Origin of the sequence: Allomesorhizobium camelthorni, from assembly GCF_011045125.1 — a bacterium.
Classification (GTDB): domain Bacteria; phylum Pseudomonadota; class Alphaproteobacteria; order Rhizobiales; family Rhizobiaceae; genus Allomesorhizobium; species Allomesorhizobium camelthorni.
The window spans coordinates 58,127-81,584 of the sequence record NZ_JAAKZF010000021.1 but is presented as its reverse complement, the minus strand read 5'-3'; the positions used below and the strand labels follow the sequence as shown (position 1 = coordinate 81,584).

General features: G+C 61.5%; 19 protein-coding genes and 4 pseudogenes. 7 read left to right on the top strand and 16 right to left on the bottom strand.

All coding sequences use genetic code 11. From position 1 onward, the window contains the following. Positions 1-94: pseudogene (locus tag G6N73_RS36905) on the top strand (cupin domain-containing protein); the annotation flags it as partial. 164 nt (positions 95-258) lie between these two features. Here the strand turns inward: G6N73_RS36905 and G6N73_RS16500 are convergent. Together G6N73_RS16500 and G6N73_RS16495 are read right to left on the bottom strand one after the other, a co-directional pair. Further along, on the bottom strand, positions 259-819 hold the full coding sequence (locus G6N73_RS16500; RefSeq protein ID WP_425484096.1) for an IS6 family transposase: 561 nt from the start codon (positions 817-819) through the stop codon (positions 259-261). Between the two features lie 9 nt (positions 820-828). After that, positions 829-1,599: a TIGR01458 family HAD-type hydrolase gene (locus tag G6N73_RS16495; protein WP_165029459.1), complete on the bottom strand. Its 771-nt coding sequence runs from the start codon at positions 1,597-1,599 to the stop codon at positions 829-831. Positions 1,600-1,794: 195 nt separating this feature from the next. Between G6N73_RS16495 and G6N73_RS16490 the strand changes: the two genes are divergently transcribed. Continuing rightward, positions 1,795-3,597, top strand: coding sequence for an adenylate/guanylate cyclase domain-containing protein (locus G6N73_RS16490; RefSeq protein ID WP_165029457.1), 1,803 nt, complete (start codon positions 1,795-1,797; stop codon positions 3,595-3,597). Positions 3,598-3,816: 219 nt separating this feature from the next. Beyond that, positions 3,817-4,155: a hypothetical protein gene (locus tag G6N73_RS16485; RefSeq protein WP_165029455.1), complete on the top strand. Its 339-nt coding sequence runs from the start codon at positions 3,817-3,819 to the stop codon at positions 4,153-4,155. 99 nt (positions 4,156-4,254) lie between these two features. On the opposite strand, the pseudogene G6N73_RS16480 reads toward G6N73_RS16485, so the two are convergent. The 3 genes and pseudogenes from G6N73_RS16480 to G6N73_RS16470 all read right to left on the bottom strand — a co-directional run. Beyond that, positions 4,255-4,998, bottom strand: a pseudogene (locus G6N73_RS16480) (RHE_PE00001 family protein); the annotation flags it as partial. Between the two features lie 906 nt (positions 4,999-5,904). Beyond that, a complete protein-coding gene (locus G6N73_RS16475) occupies positions 5,905-6,915 on the bottom strand; it encodes an AI-2E family transporter (RefSeq protein WP_246252109.1) in 1,011 nt (336 codons plus the stop codon). 485 nt (positions 6,916-7,400) lie between these two features. Beyond that, the gene (locus tag G6N73_RS16470; RefSeq protein WP_165029449.1) at positions 7,401-8,984 is read right to left on the bottom strand and encodes an ABC transporter substrate-binding protein; all 1,584 of its coding nucleotides are present in this window, start codon (positions 8,982-8,984) and stop codon (positions 7,401-7,403) included. A 359-nt stretch (positions 8,985-9,343) separates the two neighbouring features. Here G6N73_RS16470 and G6N73_RS16465 point away from each other — a divergent pair, with 359 nt between their 5' ends. Further along, complete coding sequence (locus tag G6N73_RS16465; protein WP_165029469.1) at positions 9,344-9,553, top strand: cold-shock protein; 210 nt, start codon at positions 9,344-9,346, stop codon at positions 9,551-9,553. 40 nt (positions 9,554-9,593) lie between these two features. Here the strand turns inward: G6N73_RS16465 and G6N73_RS16460 are convergent, their stop codons facing one another. The 3 genes and pseudogenes from G6N73_RS16460 to G6N73_RS16455 all read right to left on the bottom strand — a co-directional run. Further along, entirely contained in the window at positions 9,594-9,971 is a 378-nt protein-coding gene (locus tag G6N73_RS16460; protein WP_165029447.1) for a hypothetical protein, read from the bottom strand. A 136-nt stretch (positions 9,972-10,107) separates the two neighbouring features. Beyond that, positions 10,108-10,176, bottom strand: a pseudogene (locus G6N73_RS38595) (DUF736 domain-containing protein); the annotation flags it as partial. Beyond that, positions 10,157-10,747 (bottom strand): annotated as a pseudogene (locus G6N73_RS16455) (S1C family serine protease); the annotation flags it as partial. The pseudogenes G6N73_RS38595 and G6N73_RS16455, both read right to left, overlap by 20 nt. 160 nt (positions 10,748-10,907) lie before the next feature. On the opposite strand from G6N73_RS16455, the gene G6N73_RS16450 reads away from it, so the two are divergent. Together G6N73_RS16450 and G6N73_RS16445 are read left to right on the top strand one after the other, a co-directional pair. Further along, the gene (locus G6N73_RS16450) at positions 10,908-11,780 is read left to right on the top strand and encodes a S1C family serine protease (protein ID WP_165029443.1); all 873 of its coding nucleotides are present in this window, start codon (positions 10,908-10,910) and stop codon (positions 11,778-11,780) included. Between the two features lie 10 nt (positions 11,781-11,790). After that, positions 11,791-12,354 (top strand): helix-turn-helix transcriptional regulator, encoded by a 564-nt coding sequence (locus G6N73_RS16445; protein ID WP_165029441.1) that lies wholly within the window; start codon positions 11,791-11,793, stop codon positions 12,352-12,354. An 835-nt stretch (positions 12,355-13,189) separates the two neighbouring features. Here G6N73_RS16445 and G6N73_RS16440 read toward each other — a convergent pair. The 7 genes from G6N73_RS16440 to G6N73_RS16410 all read right to left on the bottom strand — a co-directional run bounded on the left by G6N73_RS16440 (position 13,190) and on the right by G6N73_RS16410 (position 21,603). Next, positions 13,190-13,738, bottom strand: coding sequence for an invasion associated locus B family protein (locus tag G6N73_RS16440; RefSeq protein ID WP_165029439.1), 549 nt, complete (start codon positions 13,736-13,738; stop codon positions 13,190-13,192). After that, entirely contained in the window at positions 13,723-14,199 is a 477-nt protein-coding gene (locus G6N73_RS16435; RefSeq protein ID WP_165029437.1) for a DUF4189 domain-containing protein, read from the bottom strand. Before G6N73_RS16435 ends, G6N73_RS16440 begins: the two co-directional genes overlap by 16 nt. Next, positions 14,196-14,888, bottom strand: coding sequence for a hypothetical protein (locus G6N73_RS16430; protein WP_165029435.1), 693 nt, complete (start codon positions 14,886-14,888; stop codon positions 14,196-14,198). The genes G6N73_RS16435 and G6N73_RS16430 overlap by 4 nt, the downstream gene beginning before the upstream one ends. A 13-nt stretch (positions 14,889-14,901) precedes the next feature. After that, positions 14,902-15,480: an invasion associated locus B family protein gene (locus tag G6N73_RS16425; RefSeq protein WP_425484095.1), complete on the bottom strand. Its 579-nt coding sequence runs from the start codon at positions 15,478-15,480 to the stop codon at positions 14,902-14,904. Positions 15,481-15,484: 4 nt separating this feature from the next. Then, entirely contained in the window at positions 15,485-19,933 is a 4,449-nt protein-coding gene (locus G6N73_RS16420) for a YadA-like family protein (protein ID WP_165029433.1), read from the bottom strand. After that, positions 19,930-20,349 (bottom strand): hypothetical protein, encoded by a 420-nt coding sequence (locus tag G6N73_RS16415; RefSeq protein ID WP_165029431.1) that lies wholly within the window; start codon positions 20,347-20,349, stop codon positions 19,930-19,932. The genes G6N73_RS16420 and G6N73_RS16415 overlap by 4 nt, the downstream gene beginning before the upstream one ends. 504 nt (positions 20,350-20,853) lie before the next feature. Further along, positions 20,854-21,603, bottom strand: coding sequence for a helix-turn-helix domain-containing protein (locus G6N73_RS16410; RefSeq protein ID WP_343044640.1), 750 nt, complete (start codon positions 21,601-21,603; stop codon positions 20,854-20,856). An 867-nt stretch (positions 21,604-22,470) separates the two neighbouring features. On the opposite strand from G6N73_RS16410, the gene G6N73_RS16405 reads away from it, so the two are divergent. Next, positions 22,471-22,668, top strand: a complete 198-nt coding sequence (locus G6N73_RS16405) for a hypothetical protein (protein ID WP_165029427.1) — start codon at positions 22,471-22,473, stop codon at positions 22,666-22,668. Here the strand turns inward: G6N73_RS16405 and arsH are convergent. Further along, entirely contained in the window at positions 22,665-23,399 is a 735-nt protein-coding gene (gene arsH, locus G6N73_RS16400) for an arsenical resistance protein ArsH (RefSeq protein ID WP_165029424.1), read from the bottom strand. The genes G6N73_RS16405 and arsH overlap by 4 nt on opposite strands. Positions 23,400-23,458 lie beyond the last annotated feature (59 nt).

Here is a 23,458-nt window from a genome sequence, read left to right as displayed (position 1 = left end):
TGGCAAGCTGGACAATCTTTCCGATCCGGCGGAAGTGGTGAAAGTCTCCGCGGCGCACGAGGTCGACTTCCTGCCGCCGGAAGCCAACGACTAACTGGCAGCTTTCGGCAACGGGTCGCCTGGACGGCTTTGACAGATATGCCTCTCGGTGGGTCTGGTGGCAAAGCCTTGCCGACAGCGCGGCCGAAATTGGGGCACGACCATGGGGTTCTGTTGCAAACTCGAACCGAGCCATAGAAGCTAGGATGCTGGCGGCCTTCACGCTGCTGCGATGATCTCAAACTGCTTGGCGACAGACGGGCTTGGATTGTAGATGTACCTCGCCTGTCGTTTGCGCATCATGTGGATCATCTCGATACCGTCCAAGGTTGCAGCGGCGCTTGCGAATGACTTGAAGCCGAGCATCGACCTTACCCGGCGTTTGATGCGGCGATGGTCCTGCTCGATACGATTGTTGAGGTATTGGCTCTGGCGAATCCGGATCGGCATCAGCTTGCGCCCTGAGCGGTCCTGCAATCGGCTCGTGGCATCGCAGGAAACTATCGCCCTGACTGCCGTCGATGACAGTGCGATCGGGTCGACCATGGCGTTCAGTGCTTTGCGGAAGAAGCGCTTTGCCGCCGGCAGGTCGCGGAGTTGGCTGAACCAGAACTTGACGGTGTCGCCGACACTGTCGATGGCGCGATAGAGATACATCCACTGGCCACGGACCTTGATGTACGTCTCGTCCGCATGCCACTTTCCGGTCACGGCGCGCTTGCGCCGATTGAAGCCGCCAGCAGCACGGCTGAGCTCGGTGGCGAGACAAGCACGCCGCACGGACAGGAGTCAGTCTCGGCGCGCAATGATCCAGTCGGTGGCCGCAGCGAGATCGGCGACGGTTGCGGTCGGGCGCGGATCAAACCGTTTCTCATCGCCCTGCCGGTATTTGCCTGTTCGCACCAGCAAGGCGCCGGAAAGGCCCGCGCGCAAGGCGCCCGCGATATCGGACTCGGCGTCGTCGCCGACCATGATCGCCTGACCCGGCGGACAGCCCATGCTTGCCAGCGCCGCCAGAAAGAATGCCGGCGAGGGCTTGCCGAGAACAGTGGCGCGTTTCAGGGAGGCAAATTCCAACGCCGCGACGAATGGCCCGGCATCCAGGCTGAGCCCGCCGTCGGCATCCCGAAACGTCCGGTTGGTCGCAAGAGCCAACAATTCGGCCCCGGCGCACAGCTCGCGGAACGCTTCATTCAACACCGCATAGGTGAAGGCTTCTCCGGCATCGCCGATGACGACGGCGCGCTTGTCGCGATGCGGCAGATCGTAGAAATCCGGCGCAAGGCCGGGGTGAACCAACAAATACGGTGCAAGACCATTCCGAAGAAGCCATTCGCGTGCTGCTTGCGCCGGCGTGAAGACATCAGCCTTGGTAACGGTGAGTCCCATTCCTTCCAGACGTTCGAGAACCTCCTGTTTCGACGAGCGCGTGGTATTGCTTACGAAGCGTAGGGCCAAACCGGCCTTGCGCAAACGCGCGACGGCGTCGACCCCGCCTGGTATGGCGGTCTCGCCATCGTAGATGACGCCGGCCAAGTCCAGAAGCACGCCCCTTGTCATCGGTCCAGCATGGTCGGCAGTGCGCCACGCGTCAAATCGGATAATAACGGGGAAAACGCGCCATCACACAAGCGGACGTTTGCGCGCACTGCAATGAACGTTGGATGTCGACCAAGGCCAGCTTCAAGCCGAATAGACTTGGAAGCAAGACGCCGGTACAGTTTGACCAATGGGTGCTAGGAAGGCGCCTTGCGTATGGCCAACGAATCCATCCGACGCCGGCTTGCTGCCATTTTGGCCGCTGACGTGGTCGGTTACAGTCGGCTCATGGAGCGGGACGAAAAAAGCACCCACACGCTGCTCATGGCGCGGTGGAAAGAGGTGCTGGAGCCGCTCGTCGAGCAGCATCAGGGTCGCGTCTTCAAGCGGACCGGCGACGGCGTGTTCGTCGAGTTCGGCAGCGCGGTCAACGCCGTGGAATGCGCGGCTGCGTTGCAAGGCGCGATGGACGCGGCAAACGAGGACATGCCGGAAGACCGGGCGATCGTGCTTCGCGTCGGCGTCAATCTCGGCGACATCATGGTCGACGACAGCGATCTTTTCGGCGACGGCGTCAACATCGCCGCGCGCCTGGAGATGCTTGCCGATCCCGGCGGCGTGGCGATTTCGGACAGCGTCTACCAGCACGTGCACGGCCGCGTCGGGATCGATTTCGTCGATGGCGGGCTTCATGAGGTCAAGAACATCGAGCGCCCGGTGCACATCTGGACCTGGTCGCCGAACGGCCGAGCAAACGCAGTTTCCGAGGCTGTCGTCGAGGCCCCGCCGCCGCTTCCCGCAAAGCCGTCGATCGCCGTCCTGCCGTTCGACAACATGTCGGGCGACCCCGAGCAGGGCTATTTCGCTGACGGCATCACCGAGGACATCATCACCGACCTGTCCAAAGTCTCGGGCCTGTTCGTGATCGCCCGAAATTCGTCCTTCGCCTACAAGGGCCAAGCGCCGGATATCCGCAAGGTGAGCCGCGAACTCGGCGTTCGCTACGTTCTGGAAGGCAGCGTGCGCAGGGCCGCCAACCGCATCCGGATCAATGCCCAGATGATCGACGGCACGACCGGCGGCCATTTGTGGGCCGAGCGCTACGATCGCGGCATCGAGGATATATTCGCGGTCCAGGACGAGGTCACCCGCACCATCGTTAGCGCGCTCCAGGTGAAGCTGACGCCCAGCGAGGAGACGCGGCGCGAGGGCCGCGGCAAGGTCGATCCGGAAGCCTATGATCTGCTTGTCCGCTCGCGTCAGACCATCCTGCAGTTCAACTCCGTATCGTCCATGGAGGCGCGCAGCATGCTGGAGCGCGCCATCGCGATCGATCCGGGGCTGGCGGCCGCCTATGCTTCGCTCTCGATCATCGCCTTAACCGACTTCATCAATCAGTGGAACGGCGCGACGCCTGACAATCTCACACAGGCGCTGGAACTGGCCTACAAGGCAGTCGATACGGACGATACCGAGCCGCACTGCCATCACGCGCTCGCGCTTGCCCTTACCTGGATGCGGCGTCTGGACGAGGCGGAGTTCGCTGCAGAGCGGGCGATCGAACTCGGTCCCAGTTCGGCCAGCGCCTACACCGCGCTTGGCGGTATAAGGGATTTCCAGGGTCGGCACGAAGACGCCCTGGCGCTGTATACACGGGCCCACCGGCTTGACCCGCAATTCGACCTGTCGCTGCATTTCCTGGGGAGGGCCCTTCTGGCGCTCGGGCGCTATGACGAGGCCGAGATCGCCTTCAAGCGACGGCTGACACTTGCGCCGCGATCGGACATGACGCGCTTTTACCTCGCATGCCTATATGGCCGAACTGGACGCCACGAAGAAGCGCGACGCTACTGGCGGGAGACCCTGGAGGTTAACCCGAACTTTTCTGTCGATCACCTCAAGCGGGCTTTGCCCTACAGGGATCCCAATCTGCTCGATCGGCTGGTGGACGGACTCCGCGAGGCCGGAGTCTCCATCTCAATACGAAACGGGACAGACATGCGTACTCAGCTACTTTGAAGGGCAGAGGGGTCGTTCTCTGCCATTCCAAGCGGGACCAAGCGTCAGGCCTCGCCAATAGCTCAGCTAGCTCGCTTGAGAGAAGCTCCGCTAACCTTGGCGACGGCCGATGAGATCCCTTGCCACAACCACCAGCCCGATCCGCACCCTTCGAAAACCACAAATACGCTGTTACCAGGTGACATATCGACATGACCGAACAGGAAATCGGAACGACTGATGGGCAAGGACGACAAGATCGAGAACGCACGCGAGGTGTTGGAGCACGTGATGCGCGCTTTGAACGAAATCAAAGCCGCGAGTATTGCAAGGATGCTGAAGACGCATTCAATTGCAGCTTCAGTCGACTCCCACGATGTCGACGGGATCGCGGCAGCTCTCGCGGAAAGCCCCGAGGAAGCCAACGTCCTGAAAGCCGGGATCGTTCAGGCGATGGAAGGCAGGCGCGACGACCTTATGGTCATCGTTGCCGAGGTTTGGTATCGGCAGAAATTCGGCGTTGAAACGAACACCGAAATCATTATCGCCGCCAACATGCGGTCCCGTCCGCAGTTGTGATGTGCTCTTAGTTTAGTCGCTTGCGCGCAACACTGACTCACGTCCCCCTGCAACGGTACGGGAGCATGGCCGTCTCTCAACCGGCATTCGGCGACAACGTCATATGATACCCCATGCCCGGTAGCGCCCCCGGCCCGTCACCTCGCAGATGGCGAGTTCTGCGACCAGGCCGAGCGCCGCGCGCTGGCTGATTTTCAGCTCGGCCGCGATCAGTCCCGCCGACACCAGCGGCCGCGCCAGCACCAGCTCGATCAGCGCCGGCAGGCTCGAGTTTTTGCGCCGGTTCCTGAGCCGGCGCTCCATCTGGGCTTTGGCCATCACCAGCCGATCGAGTTCCTTGAGCCCAGCCGCTGCCGCCTCTGCAAAAGCGTCGAGCACGGCCAGCAGCCGGGTGGCCTTTTCCCGCGCGCGCCGCCGCTCGCGCGGCACGATGCGCAGCCCGGCATTGAGGCAAAACAGATGCGAGCCGACGTTGCCGCGCTGCCTGAGCAGCGCGGCGGCGAGCAGATTGCTGAGCCAATGCTGGTGCTGCAGCGGTTCGATGTCCTGCCACGCCTCCCAGGCGATCGCCGCAGCCAGCACGGTCGGCATCTCTTTCACAGCGTCGACGACGGCGAGCCAGTCGGCCAGCCGCTGATCCTCGTCCCAGTCGAGGTCGCGAATCAGCGGCCCGAGGCCGTCGAAGGAAGCCATCTCCGGGGCTTTTGCCCCCTGCCCTGCCCTCTCGACATCCGGGCTGTCCGCGGCGCGCGGCGCCAAATTTTCGCCGACGAGCAGCCGGCTGGAGCGGGCCAGCACGGCGTCGATCTCGGCCATTTCTTGCGCCAGCGCATCCGCCTGGTCGCTGTCGTCGTCATGGCCAACGCCAGTCTCCTATTGCGCGCCATCCAACTCGCAGAAAGCGGGGAACATCTAGGCTGCCCGACGATTGAAAGAGCCTTGGTTGCAGAAGGCTTTGACGATGCGACGGAGCTTTTCAGGGACGACCACCTGCGTGCGGGGCTCAGAGCCATCTGCAGGCGGCACTGGGGCCGGAGTGCCAAGGGAGCAGATAACGACAACTCAGTCGTGTCGCACGTTGACTTGAACATTACTGGCGAGGCGCCCTCCGACCCACAACATGGGCGAACCTAGCGTCGCCCGCGGCGACCGGCGACCTGCGCTGGTCAGCCGCTATGTGGCCAGGGTCGCCCCAATTAGCCGTGAGATTCTGTCGACACGTCGCCACGCCAAGTCTGGCAGTGAGTGGGAAAACCACAAAAGTAAATCTTTGCCACTGCGAGCGCCGCCCGCAATAGGGCATCTTGTAACCGGTCCGACGCTAGCTCGGGCAACTCGGAGCTACCTGTGCGTAGGCCATAAAAGCCCGCTGCCGGGAGGAGGTGGCAGCGGGCTCTATTTGTGCGAACTCGGGAGGAGGTGAGTTCGCTAGTTTCGGCATCGCATCTGGGAGGAGTAGATGGCCGACACACGGAATCTATGGCGTCGAATTTGATATCGCAACGCACAAAGATTTTACTGCAACGCGAAGCGACCGGGCTACGCTTCCGCGGGCATTGAGCGGCTAATCTTACGCTGGGAAACGCGATTGTGCGGTGCTTGATCGCTGCACAACATGGTCTTCGGAGGCATCCGCGACCGCTGCCGGTGATGCCGCTAGGCACTGACCGCTCGCGCGAAGGGGTCGCGCGAGCTGGAAACGATCGTCCAGGCAGACACCGTTGGCGGCCGCCTCACAACACGGTTGTCTCAGATCAACTTCCGCATCATCAGCTCGTACTTGACATAGGCGTAGTAGATTGGTGCAGCGATCAGTCCCGGAACCCCGAACCATGCATCCATTACAAGCATCGCCAAGAGAAGCTCCCAAGCCCAGGCTTTTATCCTCGTGCCGATGATGCGGGCATTCACGAAATATTCGAGCTTGTGAATAATCACGAGGAAGGCGAGCGAGGCCAATGCGACCGCCGGTGATACGCTGAAACTCACCAGCACAATCACCGTGTTCGAGATGAGATTACCGATCACCGGCAGGAGCCCAACCAGAAAGGTGACGGCTATCATGGTCTTCAAAAACGGCAGATTGATACCAAAAATTGGGAGCACGAGGGCGAGATAGATGGCCGTCAGAAGTGTGTTCAGTGCCGAAATGCGGATCTGGGCAAACACAATTCCGTGGAACGCCTTGCTGAGCACCATAACGCGCGCCTCAAGTGCGGCAGCCAGCGGTCCAGGCTCGTATGCACGAGTGTCCCTGCCAAAGGCGATCATACCGCCAATTATCATGCCGACGATTACGTAGAAGACAAACGAACCGACATCACCGCCGATGTAGCGGAGCTGCCATGCATTGTCGCGCAACCATTGGGAGGCGGCGTCCTCGAATTCTTTGATATTTGCCGGCAGGTAGTCCCTCGTCCAGGAAGGCAAGTGGTTACGTGCGGTGTCGATCACCTCCGCCATGCGCTGGAGGAGAAAAAAGAGATTCTCCGGGCCGGCAGTGAGTTGGGATGAAATGGCAACGACCAACAGTGCGATCACGGTCGTGACGATCACAGTCACCAGGGTCAATGCGATTGCCCTGCCGAGCTTGCGATTGGCAATGCCGAAACGATACAGCACTGGGACGGCGGAGTGCACAAGTTGTGCGATGAGCAGCCCCGCCAGAAGCGCCGGAAGCAGCCCAAGCTTCAGAACGGCATAAAGCGCGACGAGCGTTGCCAAGACAGAGATGGCGTCGAGGTCTGACCGTTCCGTCAATGATGGCAATCCTCCGCGGAATCGGGTCGACCGATAACTCGATGCCGTCCCCTATATCTCGCCGGGCGCTGCGTTCGCCACTTAAGGGCGGGATTAAGCTAGATGGCCGGCGCCGCGCTGGTCAAGCGGGCTTGGGGAAGGCTTGTAGGTCGAAAACCCCGCCCTGTTGTCGAGGCATTCTTCTGCTGAGCGTGATCGGCTATGGCTGATCCGGCAAGCCCGCGAAAAACTTTGCGAACCTAAGCCAGCACCGTGACCATTCTCAGAAGCGGCACGGGCTGCGCCACGGCGGTGGTGCAGAAATCTCCTCGATCCGCACGCCTGGTCCAGTGGTTCGCCCGCCATGGTTGCCGGTAAGCCTTCGGAGCGTGCAGCGTCCTCACTGAGTGTGTGGTTCGGCGTAGGGTCTCAACGCTGATCGGCACGACAAAGCATGCAATCCTAGGAGCCGGCGGGGTAGTGCCGATTCCCACGCAAGGCCGGGCTCAGGCCACTAGCCAGCACTTGGACAGGGCGTAGCCGCCCATCATCTCCTGATTGCCGTCCGGGCTCCAGCCGCCGACCTTGGAGCTCGTCGCGTCGATGAAGTCGTTGAACATCGGCACGATGGCGCCTCCCTCGTCGCGCACGATCGTGCCCATGTCGGCGTAGATCTTCTTGCGCTTCTCGACATCCAGTTCGGCGCGCGCCTGAAACAGCATCTTGTCAAAATCCTCGCGGAAGAAGCGCGTGTCGTTCCAATCCGCCTTGGAATAATAGGCCGTAGAATACATCTGGTCCTGTGTCGGCCGTCCGCCCCAATAGGAGGCGGAGAAGGGCTGTTTGTTCCAGACTTCGGACCAGTAGCCGTCGCCGGGCTCGCGCTTGACCTCGATAGTTATGCCGGCTTTTGCAGCGCTCTGCTGGTAGAGCTGGGTGGCGTCCACCGCGCCGGGGAAGGCAACGTCCGACGTACGCAGCAGGACCGGACCGGAATGGCCGGACTTCTTGTAGTGGAAGGCTGCCTTTTCGGGATCGTAGGTGCGCTGCTCCATTTCGGTGAAGAGAGGGTAGGCCTGGTTGATTGGCGTATCGTTGCCGACCGAGCCGTAGCCCTGCAAAATCTTCTGGACCATCTCTTCGCGGTCGAGGGCGTATTTCAGCGCTAGCCTCAGATCGTTGTTGTCGAAGGGCGCGGTGTTGCAGTGGGCGATGAAGACATAATGGCCCTTGCCGGCGACGTTCTGGATCGTCACCCCGGGCGTGCGCTTGATGAGCTCGACGACCTTGGGCTCAACGCGGTTGATGATGTCGACCTGCCCACCCTGGAGGGCGGAGGTGCGCGCCGTCGCGTCATTGATGACGATGATCTCGATCTGGTCGGCGAAGCCGCGGTCGTCGCGCCAGTAATTGGCGAACTTCTCCCCGCCGAGGCGCAAGCCGGCCTCGTTCACGGCGATCTTGTAGGGGCCGGTGCCGATGCCTTCGGCCGGGTTGTCCTTGCCGCCGTTCGGCTGGATCATCAGGTGATAGTCGTCGAGCAGGAAGGGCAGGTCGGCATTTGCGTCCTTCAACGAGAAGACAACTGTGTCGCCTTCCGCCTTAACGTTGTCGATGCCGCCCATGATGCCGAGCGCGCCGGATTTTGAATTCTTGTCGGAGTGACGCTCCATCGTCGCAACGACGTCGGCCGGCGTCATCTCCTTGCCGTTGTGGAACTGCACGCCCTTGCGAATCTTGAAAGTCCAGACCTTGGCGTCGTCGGATGCACTCCATTCCTCGGCAAGCGCCGGCTTCACCTCGCCTTCGGCGGAAATTTGCACGAGCTGTTCGGCCCATTGGCGACCGAAGAAATAGGGAACCTGGCTTGACCATGTCGCAGGGTCGAGGCTGTCGGTAGCGGCGCCGCCCTGCATGCCGGCGCGAAGGATGCCGCCCCTCACCGGGCCCGCTGCGCGGACCGCAGAGGCGAGCAACGAATTGGCAAAGGTGGCAGTGACGCCGATGGCGGCGGCGCGGCCGAGAAAATCACGCCGGCTCAGCTTGCCAGCAGCGACGCGCCGGCTGAGATTGTCGAGTTCGTTTGACATGAGGGATTTGCCTCTCCGTTGGGTCGGCCAGCTCTCACCGACCGCCTGCCGAAATTGTGACCGCGTATCGCGCGGTCAAGGCAACCGCTCCGCGGCGCACGATCTGCCGGCAGATCTGCGCGGCCTTGACAGCGCTCAAACCTCGGTCACGGGGGCTTGGGAACATCGACGGGCCATTCTGCCCGTCGATGCGGACTGAAATCCACACAGCGCCGGACCGGCGCGAGTGCAACGTGACCTCCGGTTCGCTTTCCATATTGGCAATGGATGACCGTCATGGATATGCTTGGCCTGCTGATCCCCCCGTGAAACGTCAACGCAATCAGCACGCGGTCACCCTGTCAGAAAAAGGGCTCTCTATGGCTACCGGGACGGTAAAGTGGTTTAATTCGCAAAAGGGATTTGGCTTCATTGAGCCTGATCAGGGCGGCCCGGATGTGTTCGTGCATATTTCCGCCGTCGAGCGCTCCGGCTTGCGGGGCCTCAATGAAGGTCAGAAAGTCAGCTACGAACTGATGCAGGACAAACGTTCCGGAAAGACGTCAGCCGGTGAGCTTCGGGTGATCTGATCGGAGTCCGACCGGCCACGCGCGTCGGCCCTTATCCCTTTCACATCGTCGAGCGGAGAAGAGCCCGCATGTGCTCCGCCAGGTCGAGCTCGCCGCGCGCCTCGATCTTCAAAAGATATTGGGCCTTGGCCAGGCGATCGCCTTTTCTGATCGCAGGATAGGCGCAGATAGCCAGCAGCGCCCTTTCCTCAGCCCGGCTGGCCCTGTCGTGATCGCGGCTGCTGCCGCCCGTGTCATGGATCGCCTTGTCGAACGCCGCGTACGCCGCCTCGTGAGCCTTGATCAGCAACAGCAGATGGCGGGACGGTTCCCGGTCTCGGTGCTGCGGCTCTGTGACAAGAGCCGTCGCCGCTATCGTCGAGGCAATGACGGCGCTGCCGGAGTGGAGCAGCAAGGCGCGGCGGTTGATCCTGGACATGGTGAACTCTCCTCTTCACTTCATGGCAGGCTGCCAGACCGGTGTCGCAAACACCGGTCTGGCGCTCAAGGTAGCACGGCGGTTGGCGCATTCATGTCAGGATGGATTGCAACGGGGGCCGCGTTGCTTCGATTCTTCAATCCCGGTTCGGCCGGGACCAAATGAGCAGCAGGCCTTCCTCGCCTTCGACCGCCGCGAATGACGGCCGTGTTGATGCCGACGACTTTACCGTTTGTCGCCACGAGTGGGCCACCCGAGTTACCGGGATTTAGCGCAGCGTCGGTCTGGATGACGTCGTCGATCAGCCGTCCCGTCAAGGCCCGCATGCTCCGCCCGAGGGCCGAAACAACCCCCGTTGTGACCGTCCAGTCAAAGCCGAGCGGGTTGCCGATGGCGATCGCGATTTGACCCCGGCGCAGGGATTTGCTGTCGCCGAGTTCGGCGACTGCTGCGAAGTTCGAATTGGCGCGAAGCAGGGCAATGTCGGTGTCGGGGTCGCGGCCAAGAACGCGAGCTTGCGCCGAGGAGCCATCCGGAACGATGACCCTGACAGTGTTTGTCTCACCAACTACATGGCTGTTGGTGACGACCAGTCCGTCGGAGGAGATCACCATGCCGGAGCCGAGGCCCGCTCGCCTTTCCACCGGGGCCTCAACGCGGCACACGGCCGGCCCAACCATCTCTACGGTATCGGCTACAGAGCGCGAGTAAGCGTCGAGCAGTAGGTCGTCAGCGGATATTTTTAGATCGTTTTTATTCTCGGCTCGGTCAAGCATCGCATTTCTCCGGCATAGGAGGCTGTCGATATTTATATGAGTTGGCAGGCAGGCTTGGCGCGACCTGCCCGAATGACCAGTCCGAACCTAGCCGTGAGGCGAGTTGGACCGCATAGCGAAATCGGCGAGATTCCTCGCATCAGATCAGAGGAGAAAGATCATGCCGAAAGCCAGTCTTCTAGATTTCTCTCGCGAGATCGCCGGCCTTGTCGCCGCCACCGCTCCGGCAATCGCTGCAGTCCACGCCAGCCGCCACAATTCTTCGAGTGCTGTTCACTGGCGGGACGGATTGTTTGTCGCCGCGAGCGAGACGATCGAGACCGAAGACGGCATCACTTTGACATTTCAATCCGGCGGCACTGCACCGGCCGAATTCGTCGGCCGCGATCCGACGACGGGAATTGCGGTTCTGAAATCCAGCGTTCCGGAAGGAGTGTCGGCGCTGAGGCCCGCGGGACGGATCGAAGCAGGAAATCTGGTGATCGTAGTGGGTCGCGGTGATGCCTCGGCCCTCGCCGGTTACGGCGTCGTTGCAGAGGCAGGCCCAGCCTGGCGCAGCATGAGGGGCGGGCTGATCGACCGGCGTATCCGGCTTTCAGCCAGCATCGATCCACGCGCCGAGGGCGGCGCGGCGATCGATGCCGAAGGCAGCTTTGTCGGGCTCGTCCTGTTTGGCCCCCGCCGGCGCGTGCTCGTCATTCCCGCTGAAACCGTGGATCGCGTTACGGCAACGCTCGCCGAGAAAGGGCACGTGCCGCGCGGCTATCTTGGTGCCGGGCTGCATCCGGTGCGTCAGGCGAAGGCACATGGCGCGATGGTGATGAGCCTCGAGGAAGGCGGGCCGGCGGAAAAGGCTGGGCTGGTGCTCGGCGACATCATCACAGCCTGGGGTGACGAAGAAATCGATGGCGTACGCGACCTGATCCGTCGTCTCGGCCCCGACAGTGTCGGCAAGACAATCGCGCTCCGTCTGCTGCGGGGAGGCGAAGAGCGTCGCGTAGAGGTGACGATTGGTGCACGTCCGCGTTCCTGAGCGAGGACAGATGGCTGAAGGCTCCTTGATTGTGATGGTCGCCCTGTCCGATCCGGAGCGTGCGGAAGAGCTCGTGCACGATCTGGCCGAGAACGACGGGATGACAGTCGTGGTACCGTCCGAACTCGAACAACCGGACGGCTTCGATGCCATTGTGACGGACGGCGAATTGTTTGACGGCGTAACGCCGCATGTCGCGCTTGGAGTCGGCGCTACCGGCACAAATATTCATGCCGTGCTGCCGGCCGATGCCGCCACGGCGTTGGTCGGCGCCGCCGTCAAGATTGCCGCTGCCGGATACCGTCTCTTGCCTGCCCAGTCAGGCCATGCCGACGTTCTTCATGCGTCCGAGGCGGGGCCAAACGGGCATCTGCACGCAGTTCTTACGCCGCGCGAAATGGAAACGCTGGCTTTGCTCGCCGATGGCGCTTCCAACAAGGTGATCGCTCGCCAGCTCAAGATTTCAGTGCATACGGCAAAATTCCATGTCGCCGCCGTGCTCACCAAGCTTCACGCGCAGAACCGCGCCGACGCGGTTGCCATCGGGTTGAGGCAGGGGCTGCTTTACGTTTAATGCTTGGGCCGTGCTATCTGGGTGGATCATGGTCTAACAGTCGTAAAGTATTCCAGGCGGGCCTGCCAGGCGAGCGGAGCGCGACTCTCCCGAGATTTCTTTTGATAGTCGCCATGTAATAGCGTGAGGCTGTTGCATAGGCGTTCATGCAGATCGATCATCGCTTTGCTGCGGCATTTGCTCGCTCTGCGATGTCGGCGCATCGGTCCCTAAGGACGTCGAATATCTTGGCTTCCTCAAGCCGCAGTCCGTCTTCCACCATTCGCGCGTAGTCTTCGGCCAAGGCACCGCTCGGCGAATGGGGCCGATGGATCAACGGAGGAGCTTGGCTTACCCCTGTCAGGACGAAAGGTCGATCTTCTTTATCGAGACCTGAAAGGGGCCCGCTCAGCCATAGACGAATGCAGAGCTGGACGGATTTCGATGAACTATCAGCCCGGCCATCCGCACGGTTTGCTTAGCAATCTGGATAGGTGCGGTCGCGTTGTGCCACCCGTTGCTGGATCGGACGGGGGGTGTTGGCTACCCTCAAGTCGCAAACTTCCCCTTTTCCGGATGCGTTGAAGCATGCACGCATCTCCCGGTTCCTATGGGAAGCGTACGGAACACGGAAATCGCGCGGCGTCGATCAGGGCAGTAACGGTAGTCAGCGCTTATGTTCCGATGGCCGATTTGTCCCGTCCATCGGAACGAGCAAGGAGCGCCAGTAGCCGACGTCTACCGCTGAGGCGACGAACGTCCGACCAGCAGCGCGAGAGCGGACGTTAATACCCGCCACCTACGAGACACGGCGAAAAGGCGCTATGGTTGTCAACAGTTGACGCCCTTGTGTCCCTCAACGTGTGCTCAATGCAGCCATGCGATCGAGCGCTACGGTCAGGCCGCGCAGGGACACCGGAAACGTCAGCTGGGTCTCGGCAGCGGTCCTGACATTAAGCTTCAGCACCGAGCCTTCTCTCATCTTTCCGAGCGTCGGCGGATCGATCGAAAACACGGCAAGGCACCCTGTGGGCTGGCAGGTCCTGAACCGCAGCGGCGACAATGGCGGCTGGTCGTCGATCTGCGGCGTCACGCCAGAGTCGAGTAATATGCCGAAGGGCAGAAGCAGGGTAGCAGTTGCCGAACCATCTGCACTTCTGTGTACCTCTACAGCAAGAAGCCTCTGACCGTTCTGTTGCACTTGGTCCTGCGAGAGCGAGCAGATCTTCGTGTTCTCCCGAACGGCGCAGGCGACGCTCCAGTCCTGATATACTTCGCGGAGGGACGACGCACCATTCGGAAGAGCTGCCATCTGTTGCTGGGCCGACGCGGCTGACAACAAAGAGAATATGATTGCCCCGCATGCGGAAACGGTCTTGGGGCGACGCCTCATGTACATACCCATTCGCGAATCTTGCATTGCGTCCCCGACAGCTCACAGGCTGCGAGAGCAAGGTCCTCAGATTCCCGGCGTGTTGGCGCCGATTTTGCGCTCCAAGGCGTGACGCGGCCGCCTTTTTCCTCGCCAATAGCGAGCGCGCCACAATGATGATAGGGAAAACCGGTATCGTCGTCGTCGTCCCAATGTCGATGGTTGCGAAACACCTCAACGACAACGCATCCCGTGCCTTCGGCATTCTCACAGTGCTCGAGCGCAATATCCATTGCCTCTTGCCGCTTGTCGGCGCCCCAAAAGAAACCGTGCTTTTCGTCGGCCTCGGAGTAGGCGATTGCTGCCCAGATGCCCCTCTCTTCCTGCGGCGGAACCGGTACATCCGCTGCCGTTGTGGGGAGGTCAGCCGCGCCCAGCTGCACTGTTGAGACCAACACCATGCCGATCGCACCAAGGGCAAAACTCAATCTCATTTTCCACCTCCTTGTTTTCCTGTCGCCGACGCGACGGAAATGACGACGCAGTTGTTTCCTGTCGGCAGGAGCATTGCGTTGCCACCGTTATCGGAAAGTTCGTAGATGCTGATCTGTCCAAGATTGTTGGCAAGCTTGCTTCCCTTCGGCAGCATGGCCGGAATGTCTGCGCAGGCAGCAGCGAACGGCGCCACTCGGACCATCGCACCTTCGCACGCGGATTCGGTAGGCGCGGCAAATACGACGCCCGCAGCCGGACCGCTGTATCCTTCAGTGGCATAGTTCATGCCCACAAGGGCCTGTACCGCATGCTTGTCTGGCGTTTCGTTGTTCCAGATCGACTGAACGCTATAGGTTGTGCCGTTTGTCAGGAGTGCTCCGAGACCCGGAAAGACGCTGGAGCAGGATTGCAAGCCGGCCTGTTTGGCGTGCTGCAAAAATGGCGTATCGGCCGGGGCCGGATTGGCTTCATTCGTTTCCGCAATTGCCGGCTGCGAGAGGAGATCCCCGATTGCGTCATAGCGCATGGCAGCGTAACCAGCGGCGCTGACAATGGCGATTCCAAACAGAGATAAGGCCGACACCCTTAGCCAATTCCGCTTTGATCCGTTACGCTCGTTGTCTTTGCTTTGAATCGGATCATTGCTCTTGCGAGACATTATCCGGTCATGGATTGATTGCTGGTTCACCGAAATGTCTCCGTCAATTGATCGCCTTAACGGCTGTAGAAAGGCCCTTGAGGGTTGCGGTCACGCTGACAGTCTTCCCATCCCTTGTCGGATAGGACACCGTTGGCGCCGAGTTCTTCGAGATCTGCTCGCGCATGATGGGACCGACCGGCAGCATTCCGATGCAAACTGCTGCGTTGCATCCATCGAGTTGGACTTGTACCGGCTCTTCCCGGCCCTCGAACTTCAGCGAGACCGAGCCATCGCTCCTGGCGACCGGTGCGGTGCGCAAGATCATGTAGGGCTTGCCTTCCGGTGTGGCGGCGAGAGACCAACTGAATGCGAGCTGTCCTGCCTGGTTTTCAATTGTCTGGGTGACGTTGCAGACCCTTTGGCGGGCTTTCAGGTTTTCGTCGCAGATCATTGTCCAGTTTTCGAACGGTCGAACCATCCTCTGATACTCGCCAAGCGCCACCTCCGGAGGCACTGTGACCTCCGAAGGCCTAATGCGAAAGCCAGAAGAAATTACTTCCTGTCCGGCCGCATGTTGGCCGGACAGAAGCAGGCAAACCACCAAAATTGATGTGCCGGGGAGCGGTCGCCTGGTCATCATGCCCTTAGTTCAAAGTGAAGCTAAGTCCCGCACCCACGCCAACATCACCATCAGCAACCGTACCTGACAGGTTGGCGCGAACGCGTCCGTTCTCGCTTGTATAACCAGCGCCGAAGGCAAGCGCAGTCTCATCACGCCAGTAGCCGCCGCCCATCGCCACGCTCAGCTTGCCTGGGCGATCGTCATAACGGAGCGACGCCGCGGCAAGGCCGATAGCGGCCGCCGTACGGGCCTCCGAGCGGATACTGCCTATCTCCTGATTCAACTGATTGAACTTCTGGTCGGTATAGGCATTGGCCGTTTCTATGGCATAGCCCACACGGTTGTCGGTGTAGGACTTGGCCTCGGTGAAGCTCTCGTTGAGCTGAGAGACATTGACTGCATCGGTGTCCGCGACGCCCTTGCCGACATTCGAGATGACGACCGGTGCGTTAACATCGCCGCCGACCAGCGTGATGCTGTTCTTCTTGCTGCCGTCGGGATTGAGGTCATAGAAAACCGCACTGTCGTTGATGTTCCCGATGCCGCCCTGCAGATCCTCGATTGCCGTGTTGGTAGCATGAAGCTGCGAGCCATTGATGGCGTCTGTGCTGTCCGCGGAGATCCGGCCGGCAGCGACATTGGTGATCGTCCTTTCCGCACCATCGGCGCCAACACTGACGGTCCCGACCGGCGCGGTTCCGGCAAAGTCATATTGTTCGCCTCTGATGGTGATCCCGGATGTGCCGACTGCTGTCTCGGTTACCGACCCCGAACCAAGTGCGACATCATTGGCGTTGTTTGCCTGCGCTCCTTCGCCGAGAGCGACCGAGCCCTGTCCGGTAGCCGCAGCCCCGTGACCCGCAGCCAGGCTGTCGGCGCCGCTCGCCACGCTTTCCGGCCCGATCGCGACACTGTCCGTACCGGTTGCCGATGAATCGGCCAGTGTGGAATTGGCGTGGAAGTATTTAATTCCTCCGCCGCCGTTGATCTGATTGTTGAGGTTGGTGAGGCTGGCGTCCACGGCCGTGAAGCCATCATGGACCGTCGAATAGCTGCCGCCCTGGATATTGTAGGTCGGCCCGGTGATCGAGCCGTCGGGGTTGAACACCGTCGTGCCGCCAAGAAGGTTGGTGACGTTCTGCGTCACGCCGCGCAGCTGCGAGACGTTGACCCCATCCGCGTCCGCCGAACCGGCGGCAACATTGGTCAGCTTGCGCTCTGCTCCGGCTGCGCCGATCGACACCTCGCCGACGGAGTCCTGCAGCGCGGCAAGGCCGAACGCCGTGTAATCCGTCTGGGCGCCAACCGTGGTGATGGAATTGCCGCCAAGCGCAATGCTGTTGGCATGGTTGCTTTCAGCGCCCGCTCCGATGGCGACGGACTGAATGCCGGCCGCGAGGGAATTCGTGCCGAGCGCAACGCCGTCGGCCAACATCACATGAGCGCCCTGGCCGATGGCCGTTCCGCCCGGCGCGATCTGTTCGACGATCGCGCCGTTGCCGATGCCGATGCCGTTGTCGCCGTTGACGACTGTCGTCGGACCGACGGCAACCGATTCAGCCCCGACAGCGAGCGAATCGCCAGCCGTCGAATTGGCATGGAAATACATGCTCGGAGTCGCTGCGACCGAGGCGATGGCGCCCTGGAGCTGGCGGATCGTCACCGCGTCCTGGGCATTCGTGCCGTCCGCGACATTGGTGATCTGCCGATACGACGTATCCGTGCCCACCGAGACCGCGCCAAGTAGCGTCTTGTCGGTCGTATTGTATTCAATGAAGTTGGTTGGGCCGGCTGCTATCTGGCCGGTGGCCGGCGCCAGGGCACGATCGGAAATCGATCCGGATCCGAGGGCCACACCCCCCACGATATTGGCCTGGCTTTCGCGGCCAAGCGCGAGCGAACTGTCGGCGACAGCCGTCGCATCGTATCCGACTGCAGTGGAACCGATGCCTTGAGCGGACGAATCGCTGACGGGAAGCGTTCTGTCATTGGTGCGCACATATCGAATGCCGTCGCCGTTGGCGTCGGTGTAGGCCGTCGAGGTGTCGCCGGCGATGTTGTTGACCGTGTTGCCGAGATTGGTGATGTCGGCGGTGTTGGCGGCGATGTCGGTCGTGTTCTGCGTGACCTGCTGGTTGGTCGCGAAGAGCTGCGAGCCGTTGACGGCAATAGTCGAAGTATCGCTCAACTCCCCGGCCGCGACGTTGGTGATGGTCCGCTCGGCACCCGGCGCCCCGACGCTGACTGTGCTCGTCGGCGTCGTGCCGGCGAAGTTGTAGGTGACGCCGCCGATCGTGGCGCTCGCCGTGCCGACCGCGACATCCGTGACCGAGCCCGAACCCAGGGCCACGTCGCCGGCATTGTTGGCGACCGCGTTCGGCCCGATCGCGACCGAGTCTGTCCCCAGCGCCTGCGAATCCGGCAAAACGGAGTTGGCATGGAAGTACTTGATGCCGGCACCACTGTTGATGTCGGTGATCGTATCGCCGAGATTGGCGATGTCGGTCGTGTTCTGGGTGACCTGCTGGTTGGTCGCGAAGAGCTGCGAGCCGTTGACGGCAATGGTCGAAGTATCGCTCAACTCCCCGGCCGCGACGTTGGTGATGGTCCGCTCCGCACCCGGCGCCCCGACGCTGACTGTGCTCGTCGGCGTCGTGCCGGCGAAGTTGTAGGTGACGCCGCCGATCGTGGCGCTCGCCGTGCCCACTGCCGCGGCCGTCACCGAGCCCGAGCCGAGCGCCACGTCATCTGCGAAGTTGGCGACCGCGGTGTCGCCGAACGCGACCGCGCCCGCCGCCAGCGCGCTGCTGGTGCTGCCGATCGCGACGCTGCCCTGGCCGATCACGGTGTTCTGATAGCCGATGCCGACCGCGCCCTGCGCCGGCGTGCCGGGCGTGCTGATCGCCTGGCCGCCGCCGCCGACCATATTGGTGTTGCCCATCGCGACCGAGCCGTGGCCGGTCGCGGTGTTGTCCTTGCCCTGCGCCACGGCGCCGTCGCCGGTGGCGGTGCTGGGATCGCCGATCGCGACCGCGCCGTCGCCATTGGCGACGTTGCCGGCGCCGATCGCCACCGCCTTGCCGCCGGTGGCCGTCGCGCCCGTGCCGATGGCAACGGCGTCGGCGGAGTCAGCGACCGCGCCGGTTCCAGCGGCGATGGCATTCTGGGCGCTCGCATTCGCCGTGTCCCCAAGGGCGATCGCCTGATCACCCGCAGCAATGGACTCGACACCGATCGCCACGGCCCGGACTCCCGAAGCATTGGCCCTCCAGCCTCCGGCGAACGCTGAGCTGCCGGTGGCACGGGTGCTGGTGCCGACAGCGGTGGAGTTCCCTCCCGAGGCGACGGACAAGGTGCCCAAGGCATTGTCGCCGCCTAGGGTCGCTTGGGCGTTGACGCCGAGCGCGACCGAATTGGTGCCGCTCGAGACCGTGTTGGCGCCCAGCGCCAACGCGGCGGGGCCCGAGGCTGCCGCATTCGTGCCGAAAGCCAACGCATTCACCGTCGTTGCTCTGGCCAGGACGCCCATCGCGATGGCCCGATCCGCAGATGCCGTCGTATCCGTACCGATGGCGACAGCGCCAATCGCAAGGGCGCCTGTATTCGCAACAGTGCGCGCGCCAATATTGATCGAGTTCAAATGGGACGCGATCGAACCGAAGCCGATCGCGACGGCATTCTGGCTACCCGCGCTGGCGCTGGTGCCTTGGGCAATGGAATCGATTCCGGCCTGCGTTGCTCCAGATCCAAACGCGATGCCGCGCAGCCCGCTTGCGGTGGCACCCAAGCCGAAGGCGGACGACGCAACACCGGTCGCCTGAGCGAGGGCACCATAGGCGGCTGCATTTACCGCGGCGTCGCTGCTCACTCCTATCGCGACGGCGCTTTGGCCGGTGGTGGTGGCTTCAACGCCAATAGCTACGGAATTGCTTCCACCAGAAACCGCGCGACAGCCGATCGCCATGCCGCCGCTGGAGGCCGCTGCGGTGACGGTTGCCGGGAAACCAGCACAGCCGATCGCGATGCCGTTGACGACCCCACCCCCCACGGTGCCACCGCCGGCCGTGTAATTCTGCGCCTGTGCTGGCACCGCGGATGAAGCCGACAGCGCCAACGCGCCCAACGCCGCCGCAGCGGCCGGCCTCCAGCCGAGCTCCATCCACCGGCGCTTCGTCGCCTTACTCGCGAACTCGACGAAGACCCGCCCGCAGTTTGGACAGGTCGGTTCTTCCGGAAGCACGGTCGCGGTGGCATAGGGGGCCGCAGGCGCCGAGCCATAGAGAGCGGAGGCCAAGGTTCCGCCGGCGCCGAGCGTCCCGAGCCCTAGCCCTTTGCGATTGACGCCGAGCACGCGATGGGCCATGCGCAGCACCGCCATCAGACGGCGGCGGCGCGAGCGATAGCCGCCGCCACCCGAAACCCAATTGCCGACAAATCCGCGACGGGATTCTCCCTCGATGCCTGCAGTCATGTTGCGTTTTCCTCGTTTTTGCCCAGGCTTCCTGTTGCCGCATTCGCCTTGGCGGTTGAAAAGTCTTCGAGATTGGACGTCTTTTCCTGAAGGGCGCGCCCCATCTTCGCGCCCTGGCTCTCGATCAGCGCACAGGCGCCCGCGACCCATGGCTGTGTAGGTTCGGGAGTCGTGTGCAGGGCAGCTTCGGTTCGGTCGGGCGGGAGTTTCATCGCCACCAACGCGCGGCAGACATTGAAATGGAGAGCCGGTTCCTGATCACCGTATGCTGGAGAGGTCAAACCAAAGACGAGACAGGCAAATAGATGATCCAGTTCCGCGCCGGTTATACGGTCGGCGTATTGGCGCTGTAAGGCGGCCCAAGCCGCCTCGACCTTGGGACCAAAGAGCTCGAATTCCGGAAACTGCACGTTCATCGGCGTTTCATGAACAACGGCATGGGATTCTTTGTCCGGGGCGCCATGGCGCCCGTGAGGCCTCCCGATATCGGCGACGTGCGGTAGAGGGCGCATTGGAAATCTTCACTGTGCCGCCGGGAGCGGTAGCGTGAAGTCTGGCTGCACCAGCAAACTGGTTTTCTGGACGACGCGCAGCATCGCACAGCGAAACTGGCTTTCGCATGAAGGCCTCCTCGGATGTGCAACCGTCAGAGGAGAGCTTCGTATCGCGATGCCTAGTCGCGCCGCCGAAGCATCACGTCGGTAATTCCGACGCCGCATCGATGCCTAGCGGAAAGCTCCGGACCCTGGACGATTCCGTAAGGGTAAGGAAGACAGACTTTTGCCGCGCCGTATTCCAGAAAACTCCGATTTTGTTTCAAAAAAGTGCGGTGCCGAGACCCGGCTCCCGCACGCCAGGGTCCACCCGAACAGATTCAGCCCGGCGGGCACCCCCGTGGCCTCGGAATTTCGAATGCGTGCTTACCCTTTTCGCCGCACCTGCATCGGCGTTATTCGGCGGTATTTCATCATCGCTGTCGTCAAATGGCTCTGGCTCGAGAACCCGCTCAAGTGAGCGACCTCCGCAATTGGCATTTCGCCCTTGACGAGCAGTCTTTCGGCGAAACTTAGGCGCAGGCGGAGGAGATGTTTGTGCGGCGGTTCGCCGAAGGTCCTCGTGAAAGCCTGGATGAAGTGGCGCGGTGAAAGGCCGGACACCGCGGCAAGGTCGGCCACCGAGATCTTGCTGGAAAAATTCACCTCCAGGAATTCCTGAACCCTGCGGGCGCTGCGGTTCGACAGACCGCCCTTCGGCGCTGGTGGCAACTGTTGCACTCCTGTGTAGTTTCGAAGAATGTGCACGCCGAACATGGTGACCAGAGAGTCGACGTAGAGCTCGTTCGGGGTTTCCCTCTGCGTCAGTTCCGCTTTCAGCAACTGCGCGAGGTACAGAGCCTGGGGGTCGACGGTCCCGAAAGCCGGCGGCTGAATCGCGACATGGCCGGCATCCAGTTCACTGGCAGCCAGCTCGGCCATGCTCTCGGGCCTGATAGCGATGATCACGCTTTCTCTGGTCGACGACCAGACCGCGCGACCTTCGACATTCGCCGGGTGGATGACCAGCGCTCCGACCGGCGCATCGTATTCCAGCATTCTGTCGCTTCCCAACGCCGCCCGGTTCCCCGGCGCCGGGGCGAGCATGACCGCCGCGAAGTGGCTTTCCGCCAGCACCGCCTGTGATCCCGGCCCGCGGACGCAATGGATCGCACCGCCCCTCGCCGTTGCTATACGCGGGCCAGCACTTTCGGGAATGACATCGAGAATTTTTGGATGGGCGCTTCGCCGATCGGGCTCGTAGTTGAGGGTATCCAGGCTACCCGTCGTCTGGTCCATCCCACCTTGCCCCCAATGCCGCTGGCCAAACGTGCCCATCGGTGATTGCGCCTAAGGCTATTGCCTTGCACGCAATCAAAAATGCGCAAGCCTCGTGCCGTATTGGCGCCGCAAAAAGGCCCTTGGATTGCCATAATTCGAGAAGCTAACCGCGAGAGTTGACTTTGGCAACAACTATATAAAATAAAGAGTGACCATTAGCCACAACTAATTTGCTCAAAAAATGAGCATACTTCCATGAAAGGTAAATGGATAATAAATTATAGAGCAATTTTGCTTTTTAACCTCGAATTTCGCTCCATATTTATATGGATGGAGTTATACTATAAAACTAGAATATCGACCTGACGTACTTGTCGATAGTGTAGATGTCGCGCTGAGGGTCAATTGCGCCATACTGCCGCCATAAAGCAAAAAATGCTAGGATGCCACCACCGAGCACGCAGTGGCGATCGTAGACGTTTCCATCTTCAGTTTCGCCAGCATTGACGTTTTGACGCGGTTAACCCGGGGAGTTTTTTGGAATCAGAAATGTATTTCGGCAAATTGGTTGTATTCCGGGTTGCGTCTTTCAAATTGTTGGGAGCTAATGCCGGTGACAATGGGATCGTGTCGGGTGAGCAATGCCTGAGTTAACTTACACCCAGAAAGTGATCTCGGAAATCTCCGCTACTCTGCGGCAAGAAACTGCCAGGTGATCTTGCAATGGCCAAATTCGACTTCGCCAGCCCTCCCACTGAAAATGATGAGTTGCTGGTCGAATGTGAACGCCGATTGCGTCCGCTGATCCAGGAAATTGTCCAAACTGCAGTCACGGCGGGCTGGAGCAAGGAAGATGTTCTCTTGAGCTTGGTGGAACTCTCATGGAGCATGTATGAGGAAACTCGCGACGACGCTTCCTAGGTCATGTTCCGCTGGTTGACCCGCTTGGCCACCTCGTCCGCACTTTCGACCCGTTCGGAGTAGCGGTCCGTCAGGTAGCCGGCACGGTCGCGCAGCAGCAGGGTGAACTTCACCAGTTCCTCCATTACGTCGACGATGCGGTTGTAGTACGAGGAGGGCTTCATCCGCCCAGCCTCGTCGAATTCGGCGAACGCCTTGGCGACCGAGCTCTGGTTGGGGATCGTGAACATCCGCATCCAGCGGCCGAGGATCCGAAGCTGGTTGACGGCGTTGAAGCTCTGGGAGCCGCCGCAGACCTGCATGACCGCAAGCGTGCGGCCCTGGGTCGGGCGAACGCCGCCGAGCGACAGCGGCAGCCAGTCGATCTGGGCCTTCATGATGCCCGTCATTGATCCGTGACGTTCCGGCGAGCACCAGACCTGCCCCTCAGACCACAACGACAGATCGCGAAGCTCCTTGACCTTGGGATGATCGGTCGGCGTGGAATCCGGAAGCGGCAGACCGGAAGGATTGAAGATGCGCACTTCGGCTCCGAGCCTCCGCAGGATTCGCGCCGCCTCTTCCGTCGCCAGCCTCGAATATGAGCGTTCCCGCAAGGAGCCGTAGAGCATCAGGATCCGAGGCGGATGGGCGGCGCGCGGCGCGTCGAAGAGCGCGACCGGGTCGATGGGCTGGAACTGGTCCTCGTCGATGTTCGGGAAGGTGTCGATCGGACATGCGGCATCGGTCATTGCAGAACTCCGGGCATCCGCGCTCCACGGCGCAGCCTAATTTCGATATACTTGGAAAT

Excerpts from the sequence above, each read along its gene's own strand:
- G6N73_RS16440 (WP_165029439.1), bottom strand. The coding sequence starts at position 13,738 with ATGGGTATGTACATGAGGCGTCGCCCCAAGACCGTTTCCGCATGCGGG.
- G6N73_RS16495 (WP_165029459.1), bottom strand. The coding sequence starts at position 1,599 with ATGACAAGGGGCGTGCTTCTGGACTTGGCCGGCGTCATCTACGATGGC.
- G6N73_RS16490 (WP_165029457.1), top strand. The coding sequence starts at position 1,795 with ATGGCCAACGAATCCATCCGACGCCGGCTTGCTGCCATTTTGGCCGCT.
- G6N73_RS16415 (WP_165029431.1), bottom strand. The coding sequence starts at position 20,349 with ATGAACGTGCAGTTTCCGGAATTCGAGCTCTTTGGTCCCAAGGTCGAG.
- G6N73_RS16460 (WP_165029447.1), bottom strand. The coding sequence starts at position 9,971 with ATGTCCAGGATCAACCGCCGCGCCTTGCTGCTCCACTCCGGCAGCGCC.
- G6N73_RS16485 (WP_165029455.1), top strand. The coding sequence starts at position 3,817 with ATGGGCAAGGACGACAAGATCGAGAACGCACGCGAGGTGTTGGAGCAC.
- G6N73_RS16470 (WP_165029449.1), bottom strand. The coding sequence starts at position 8,984 with ATGTCAAACGAACTCGACAATCTCAGCCGGCGCGTCGCTGCTGGCAAG.
- arsH (WP_165029424.1), bottom strand. The coding sequence starts at position 23,399 with ATGACCGATGCCGCATGTCCGATCGACACCTTCCCGAACATCGACGAG.
- G6N73_RS16465 (WP_165029469.1), top strand. The coding sequence starts at position 9,344 with ATGGCTACCGGGACGGTAAAGTGGTTTAATTCGCAAAAGGGATTTGGC.
- G6N73_RS16450 (WP_165029443.1), top strand. The coding sequence starts at position 10,908 with ATGCCGAAAGCCAGTCTTCTAGATTTCTCTCGCGAGATCGCCGGCCTT.
- G6N73_RS16405 (WP_165029427.1), top strand. The coding sequence starts at position 22,471 with ATGGCCAAATTCGACTTCGCCAGCCCTCCCACTGAAAATGATGAGTTG.
- G6N73_RS16420 (WP_165029433.1), bottom strand. The coding sequence starts at position 19,933 with ATGACTGCAGGCATCGAGGGAGAATCCCGTCGCGGATTTGTCGGCAAT.
- G6N73_RS16425 (WP_425484095.1), bottom strand. The coding sequence starts at position 15,480 with ATGATGACCAGGCGACCGCTCCCCGGCACATCAATTTTGGTGGTTTGC.
- G6N73_RS16445 (WP_165029441.1), top strand. The coding sequence starts at position 11,791 with ATGGCTGAAGGCTCCTTGATTGTGATGGTCGCCCTGTCCGATCCGGAG.
- G6N73_RS16435 (WP_165029437.1), bottom strand. The coding sequence starts at position 14,199 with ATGAGATTGAGTTTTGCCCTTGGTGCGATCGGCATGGTGTTGGTCTCA.